This window comes from Cryobacterium tagatosivorans, assembly GCF_004402215.1.
Lineage (GTDB): Bacteria > Actinomycetota > Actinomycetes > Actinomycetales > Microbacteriaceae > Cryobacterium > Cryobacterium tagatosivorans.
Window position 1 is genome coordinate 1 of record NZ_SOEZ01000008.1, and the last position, 6,970, is coordinate 6,970.

Genomic DNA, 6,970 nt, shown 5'->3' on the forward strand with positions numbered 1-6,970 from the left:
CACCACGGCGGCTGCCACCCCGCCGGCTGCCGCGATGGCCACGCCCGCCGCCGCCCGGCAGGCGCCGCGCGGGCCAGCCCGTCCGCCCGCGAACCGACGACGGATCGGCAGGATCCTGGCCTGGGCTGCCGCCGGGCTCCTGGCCGTCGGCGTGCTCGTCGCCCTGTTCTTCTTCGGGCAGCGCCTTGTCGGCGGCTCGGCGCCGATCGCGGCCCCGACCGAGACGGCATCCGCGAGCGCCACACCGACGCCGACCCCGACGTCGCCGGCAACCGGCCCGCAGCCCGTCGGCGTGCACGCCTGGGACGCCCTGCGCGGCGGCGAATGCCTCGAGCCCTACGCGTCCCCGTGGGAGGAGGAGTTCACTGTGGTGGACTGTGCCGCACCGCACGCCGCGCAGCTCGTCTACCGGGGAGTCTTCGCCGGCGAGGAGGATGCCGAGTTCCCCGGCGAGGCAGCACTCGCCGAGCAGATCAACCTGCTCTGCTCCGCCCCCGGAGTGATCGACCTCACCGCGGCCGGCGCCATCCCCGACCTGCAGGTCCAGGGCAGCTACCCGGTCACCGAGGAGCAGTGGACGAGCGGCCAGCGCGACTACTACTGCTTCCTCAACCGGGCATCGGCCGAGCCGCTCACCGCGAGCCTGGCCGGCCCCGGCCCCACCCCCGCCGCCTGACCCGCCTGCCCCCTATCCCGCCCCCCTCCCGCGAAACCGCAGTTGTGCGCGTCATTCCGGCGTTTTAGGGCGCACAACTGCAGTTTCGCGGGGAGTGTCCAGGCTAGATCGCGTCGGATTCCTCGGGCTGGGCGGCGACCAGCTCGTGCACCCCGGCCAGGATCTCGTCCGGGCGGAAGGGGTAGCGGGCCACCTCGGCCTGGTCGCTGATGCCGGTCATCACGAGGATCGTGTGCAGGCCGGCCTCGATGCCGGCGATGATGTCGGTGTCCATCCGGTCGCCGATCATGGCCGTGTTCTCGGAGTGCGCGCCGATCTTGTTCATCGCCGACCGGAACATCATCGGGTTGGGCTTGCCCACGACGTAGGGCTCCATGCCGGTGGCCTTGGTGATCAGCGCGGCGATCGCCCCGGTCGCCGGCAGCGGTCCGTCGGCGCTCGGCCCGGTCGCATCCGGGTTGGTCACGATGAACCGGGCGCCCCCCAGCAGCAGGCGGATCGCCTTGGTGATCGCCTCGAAGGAGTAGTTGCGGGTTTCGCCTACGACGACGTAGTCGGGGTTGGTCTCGGTCATGATGAAGCCGGCCTCGTGCAGGGCCGTCGTGATGCCGACCTCGCCGATCACGAAGGCCGTGCCGCCGGGGATCTGCGACTTGAGGAAGTCGGCCGTGGCCAGCGCCGAGGTCCAGATCCGCTCCTCGGGCACGTTCAGCCCGGAGGAGCGCAGCCGGGCGCTGAGGTCGCGCGGCGTGAAGATCGAGTTGTTCGTGAGCACGAGGAACGGGGTGCCGGCGTTGGTCCACTGCTCGAGCAGCTCGGCCGCCCCGGGCAGCGCGGCGTTCTCATGCACGAGGACGCCGTCCATGTCGGTGAGCCAGCATTCGATCTCGTCACGACGTGCCATCGGGCCGTCCTCTCCTCGGGGCCCCAAGCCTAGCCCGGGCAGGTTACGCGAAAGTTAAGCGCTGACCCAGATCGAATCGGCCGCCTCGGTCGTGAGCGGCCGGGTGCGACCGGACGGCAGGCGCACGGTGAGGGGCCCGACGAGCACGAGCGCCGTGCCCGGCCGGATCTCGTCGGCCGCCAGGGCGCGCAGGATGCCCGGGTCGCGGTCGCTGATCCGCAGCACGGTTCCCGTGTGGCCGGGCTCCGCCGCCGCCAGAAGGATGGCGGGAGCGCGGTCGACGGCACCGTCGGCATCCGGGATCGGGTCGCCGTGCGGGTCGCTGACCGGGAAACCGAGCCGCTCGTTGATCGCCTCGAGCAGGCGGTCGGAGATCGAGTGCTCCAGGATCTCCGCCTCGTCGTGCACCTCGTCCCAGTCGTAGCCCATCTCGCGCACGAGCCAGGTCTCGATCAGGCGGTGCCGCCGCACCACCGCGGTCGCGCGCAGCCGGCCGGCATCCGTCAGTGAGAGCGGGCCGTAGGGCACGTGCGTGAGCCAGCCGATCGCCGCGAGCTTCTTCACCATCTCGGTGACCGAGGACGGCGCGACCCCCAGCCTCGTGGCCAGCCCCGACGGCGTGATCGGGTCGGGCTGCCACTCGGTGTGCGCGTAGATGGTCTTGAGGTAGTCCTCTGCGGCGGGGGTGGTGGTGTGTGTCATGGCGCTCTCAGGCTACCGATCGTCACCGCGAAAACGCAGTTGTGCTCGTTATGAGCGCCGGATAACGAGCACAACTGCGTTCTCGCGGGAAGCATGACGACCTCAGGCGCCGGTGAAGAGCAGCACGAGCAGCATCACGTTGAGGGCGACGAGCAGCACGGCGCAGATCGCCCCGGCGGCCGTCGTGAACCAGCGGTTGGCGTGCGCGCCGAGGATGCCGCGCTGCGCGGTGAGCCAGACCAGCGGGATGAGGGCGAACGGGATGCCGAACGACAGCACGACCTGGCTGAGCACGAGCGCCTGGGTCGGGTCGAAGCCGGCGCCGAGGATGAGCAGCGCGGGGATGAGCGTGACCAGGCGGCGCAGCAGCAGCGGAACCCGCAGGTGCAGCAGGCCGTGCATGATCTCGGCGCCGGCGTAGGCGCCCACCGAGGTTGAGGCGAGCCCGGAGGCGAGTAACCCGACGGCGAAGATCGTGGCGACCACGGGCCCGAGCGTCGTCGCCAGGGCGGCGTAGGCGCCCTCGAGGGTGTCGGTTCCCTCGACCCCCTGCAGGGCGGATGCCGCGAGCAGCAGGATCGAGAGGTTCACGGTTCCGGCGATGGCCATGGCGATCGTGACGTCCCATTTGGTGGCCCAGAGCAGCCGTTTGGTCGCTTTCTCGCCCTGCCAGGCGGGGAACCGGTCGCGGGCGAGGGCGGAGTGCGCGTAGATGGCGTGGGGCATGATCGTCGCGCCGAGGATCGACGCGGCGAGGAGGACCGAGTTCGTGCCCTCGAAGCGCGGCACGAGCCCGGCGACGACGCCACCGGCCTCCGGCGGCGAGATGAAGACGCCGGCGGTGAAGCCCACGGCGATGATCAGCAGCAGCGCGACGATCACGCGCTCGAAGGTGCGCGGCCCGCGGCGGGTCTGCACGGTCAGCACGATCATCGATATCACGCCGGTGATGATGCCGCCGGCCAGCAGTGGCAGGCCGAACAGGAGGTGCAGCGCGACCGCGCCGCCGATGATCTCGGCCAGGTCCGTGGCCATGGCCACGAGCTCGGCCTGCACCCAGTAGAGGCGCCGGGCGAGCGGGCGCCGCATCCGCACCCCGAGGATCTCCGGCAGGCTCGTGCCGGTGACGATCCCGAGCTTGGCCGAGAGGTACTGGATCAGCCAGGCCATCACGTTGCCGGCCACGACCACCCAGACGAGCAGGTAGCCGTACCGGGCGCCAGCCGTCATGTTGCTGGCGACGTTGCCTGGGTCGAGGTAGGCGACTCCGGCGACGAGGGCCGGGCCGAGCAGCCAGAGCAACCTGGAGGATGCCACTGTGGTGACTTCGGGCGACGTGCCCGGCCGCGGGGCATCCGTTCGCAGGTCGCCGTGAGGCCGGACGTCATCTTTAGGCATACCGAAATCATAGGGCAGGTTTAGGTAACTCGAAAGACTCCGGCCACCGACGACCGGCGAACACGGCGCCGCGGGATACGGTGGAGCGGTGCAAGAGCCGCAGAGTCCCACGCCCGAACTCTCCACCCACGGCGTCGGCCCATGGCCGGGCGAGTGGCCGGAGGAGCCCCAGTACGACCCCGAGCTGCTCGAGCGCGGCGACACCCGCAATGTGATCGACCGCTACCGCTACTGGCGGATGGACGCGATCGTCGCCGACCTGGACGAGCACCGGCATCCGTTCCACGTGGCCATCGAGAACTGGCAGCACGACATGAACATCGGCTCGATCGTGCGCAGCGCCAACGCGTTCGCGGCCGACACCGTGCACATCATCGGCCGCAAGCGCTGGAACAAGCGTGGCGCGATGGTCACCGACCGTTACCAGCACGTGCTGCACCACCCGGATGTCGCGGCCTTCGTCGCCTGGGCCGCCGCCGAGGCCCTGCCGATCATCGCCATCGACAACGTGCCCGGCAGCGTCATCATCGAGACCTTCGCCTTCCCCGAACGCTGCGTCCTGCTCTTCGGCCAGGAGGGTCCGGGCCTGTCCGAGGAGGCCATCGCCGCCGCCGCCGCCGTCGTCGAGATCAGCCAGTACGGCTCCACCCGCTCGATCAACGCCTCGGCCGCCGCCGCTGTCACCATGCACGACTGGATATTGCAGCACCGCTTCGGGCGCGCACGCGCTAGCGTGGGCGTATGACTGCGATCACCGACGATCTGCCCGCCCGACTGCTGCACGAGGAACACGAGGGGTGGCAGGCGGTGCTTGCCGGCCAGGGCGGCAGCTACTTCCGGCGCAGCATGACCCGGGATGCGCTGATGATCCGGCCGGGCGAGGTCCTCAACCGCGAGCAGGCGGCCGCGTCCTTCAACGGCGCGTCGGACCTGGACAGCTACGAGATCCACGAGCCGGCCGTGATCCGCCTCGGCGAGCATGCCGGAATCGTCGTCTACCGTGCCGTCGCCCGGCGCGGCGACGAGGTCACGGAGTCGAACGTGTCGACCACCTACGTCTTCGACGACGCCAACGGCGGATGGTGCGTCGCCGCCCGCCAGCAGACGCCGGCCTGACGCCCGGAGGGGCCTTCTCTGGGCGGCATCCGAAGGGTTGTCAGAGCCGAGGCCGAGGTCTACCGTGTCCCACTACTGGGCACCACGGAAAGGATCGATGACCATGGCTGATTTCGGCAACGAGGGCCTCTCGGAGCTCTACCGCCGCGCGGGGAACGCGTCGACGGTTTACGCGGATGTGACGCAGGACACGAGTGATCCGCGGCGCACCGGGACCATCCGGCAACGCACCGTGCGTGAGGCCCTGATGGATGCCGGCGCCCCCGAAATCGACGCGGCCGTCATCGTCGACCTGCTCGAGGAGCCGCCGGGCGTCGGGGGATCGGTCAGCCGCCTCCTCGTCGTGCGGGAAGGGGCCGTCGAGGTCAACGAGTTCCTGGCCGGGGAGCCGCTCGGCGAACTCATCGTGAACTACGGACCGGTGCCCGCGCTGATTCCGTTGCTCACCCAGCGGCCGAGGGACCTCTGCTACGTCGTGGCCGAAGTGGGCCGCGACGGCGGCGAGATCACGCAGTTCCGGCTCAGCCGCAGCCAGCCCGTCGCCCACCGCGCCGTGCAGGGGGACACCGAGTTCCTGACCAAGACGCAGTCCGAAGACGACTTCCTGGCCAACGGGCGCTACCAGCACCACACCGAGGAGGTCTGGAAGCGCAATGAAGGACTCGTCGCGGACGCCATCGACGAGGTCGTGCGTGACAGCGGGGCCGAACTGCTCGTGGTGACCGGCGACGTGCGGGCCCGGCAGCTCCTGATCGAAGCGCTGTCACCGGCCACCGTGAAGGTCCTCACCGTGGTGCCGACGAACACGCGCCCCGGGGGAGCCACGACCGACGAACTCGACGCCGACCTGCACCGCCACATCGCCTCGATCCTGGCGGCCGACGAGTACGACGCGCTGACCCGGCTCGAAACGGGCCGCAACGACGGGCTCTCCGAGATCGACCAGGCCGCCGTCATCCGGGGCCTGCAGCAGGGCCAGGTTGACGTGCTGATCCTCGCGCCCAGCGCCCTGGGTGATTGGACGCTGATCGCCCTCGACCGGGAGCCGTGGGTGGCCTCCTCGTCCGAGGAGGCGCTCGGCGCCGGGGAGCTGGGCGCCGTTCCGGCCGCCGACGCCCTCGTGCGCGCCGCGATCCTGACGGATGCCCGGGTCGTCGTCGCCTCCCCGAGCGAGCTTCCGGCGGGCGCGAGCGCCTGCGCCATCCTGCGCTGGACCACCCTGCCGGCGAGCTGACGCCGCCTGATCCCGCCTGACCCCGCGTGAGGGGTCGCAAATCGACCTTCGTTGGCCCCCGGGAAGGTCGATATGCGACCCCTCACGGGCGGGTTAGCCGATCAGGCTCGGCCGGAGGTCGCGCAGGGTGCGGAAGTGCGTCATCCGGGTGACCCCGATCGCGGCCAGCACGAGGCCGCCGGCCAGCCAGAGCAGCAGCACCCCGGCATCCGCCCAGGCCGCCGCCGTGCTGCCCCCGTACATGAGCTGGCGGATGCCGTCGACCGCGTAGCTCATCGGCACGACGTGGTGCAGCCAGGCCAGCGGCGTGGGCAGGGTCTGCCAGGGGAAGGTGCCGCCCGCGGTGACGAGCTGGACGACCATCAGCACGAGCCCGAGGAACTGGCCGACGCTGCCGAGCCAGACGTTGAGCGCCAGGATGATCGCCGCGAACGCGAGCGCGGCCAGCGCCATCATCGCGTAGGTGCCCGGCGCGTTCTGCACGTCGAACCGGAGGGCCGCGGTCAGCACGAAGAAGAGCGCGCCCATCTGCGCCGCGCCCAGCAGCCCGGGGGTGAGCCAGCCGGCGAGGGTGATCCGGAGCGGCGAATGCAGGGCCGTGATGGCGCGGCGGGATACCGGCTTCACGATCAGGAACAACGCGTAGATGCCGATCCACGCGGCCAGGCTGGCGAAGAAGGGCGCGAGCCCGGCGCCGTACGTGCCGGCCGAGGTGATGGCGGCGCTCCGCAGGTCGACCGGGTTGGCGATGGTCTTCGCCTGCAGCTCGCGCGTCCCCGGGTCGGTGCTCGGGATGTCGTCGACCCCGGCCTGCAGCCCGTCCTGGAGCTCGGTGGTGCCGGTGGCGAGCGTGCCGAGGCCGTCGCGGAGGCTCGCGGTGCCGGTGGCGAGGGCGCCCGCGCCCTCGTGGGCCCGGGCGGCGCCCGTCGCGGCCGCGGCG

At 71.1% G+C, this 6,970-nt stretch carries 7 protein-coding genes and 1 pseudogene; 4 read left to right on the forward strand and 4 right to left on the reverse strand.

The window, feature by feature from the left end; all coding sequences use genetic code 11:
• A pseudogene (locus E3O23_RS01295) lies at positions 1-676 on the forward strand (septum formation family protein); the annotation flags it as partial.
• A gap of 103 nt (positions 677-779) precedes the next feature.
• Here the strand turns inward: E3O23_RS01295 and E3O23_RS01300 are convergent.
• The 3 genes from E3O23_RS01300 to E3O23_RS01310 all read right to left on the reverse strand — a co-directional run bounded on the left by E3O23_RS01300 (position 780) and on the right by E3O23_RS01310 (position 3,680).
• On the reverse strand, positions 780-1,580 hold the full coding sequence (locus tag E3O23_RS01300) for an HAD-IIA family hydrolase (protein ID WP_134487156.1): 801 nt from the start codon (positions 1,578-1,580) through the stop codon (positions 780-782).
• Positions 1,581-1,634: 54 nt separating this feature from the next.
• The gene (locus E3O23_RS01305) at positions 1,635-2,282 is read right to left on the reverse strand and encodes a metal-dependent transcriptional regulator (RefSeq protein ID WP_134487159.1); all 648 of its coding nucleotides are present in this window, start codon (positions 2,280-2,282) and stop codon (positions 1,635-1,637) included.
• Positions 2,283-2,384: 102 nt separating this feature from the next.
• Entirely contained in the window at positions 2,385-3,680 is a 1,296-nt protein-coding gene (locus tag E3O23_RS01310; RefSeq protein ID WP_134487162.1) for an Nramp family divalent metal transporter, read from the reverse strand.
• A gap of 88 nt (positions 3,681-3,768) precedes the next feature.
• On the opposite strand from E3O23_RS01310, the gene E3O23_RS01315 reads away from it, so the two are divergent.
• The 3 genes from E3O23_RS01315 to E3O23_RS01325 all read left to right on the forward strand — a co-directional run bounded on the left by E3O23_RS01315 (position 3,769) and on the right by E3O23_RS01325 (position 6,030).
• Complete coding sequence (locus E3O23_RS01315) at positions 3,769-4,425, forward strand: TrmH family RNA methyltransferase (protein WP_134487165.1); 657 nt, start codon at positions 3,769-3,771, stop codon at positions 4,423-4,425.
• Complete coding sequence (locus E3O23_RS01320; RefSeq protein WP_134487168.1) at positions 4,422-4,796, forward strand: DUF4440 domain-containing protein; 375 nt, start codon at positions 4,422-4,424, stop codon at positions 4,794-4,796. Before E3O23_RS01315 ends, E3O23_RS01320 begins: the two co-directional genes overlap by 4 nt.
• A gap of 103 nt (positions 4,797-4,899) precedes the next feature.
• On the forward strand, positions 4,900-6,030 hold the full coding sequence (locus tag E3O23_RS01325; protein WP_134487171.1) for a baeRF2 domain-containing protein: 1,131 nt from the start codon (positions 4,900-4,902) through the stop codon (positions 6,028-6,030).
• A gap of 93 nt (positions 6,031-6,123) precedes the next feature.
• Here the strand turns inward: E3O23_RS01325 and E3O23_RS01330 are convergent.
• Positions 6,124-6,970, reverse strand: an 847-nt coding sequence (locus tag E3O23_RS01330; protein ID WP_166790377.1) for a YhgE/Pip family protein, incomplete at its 5' end; no start/stop codon positions are given.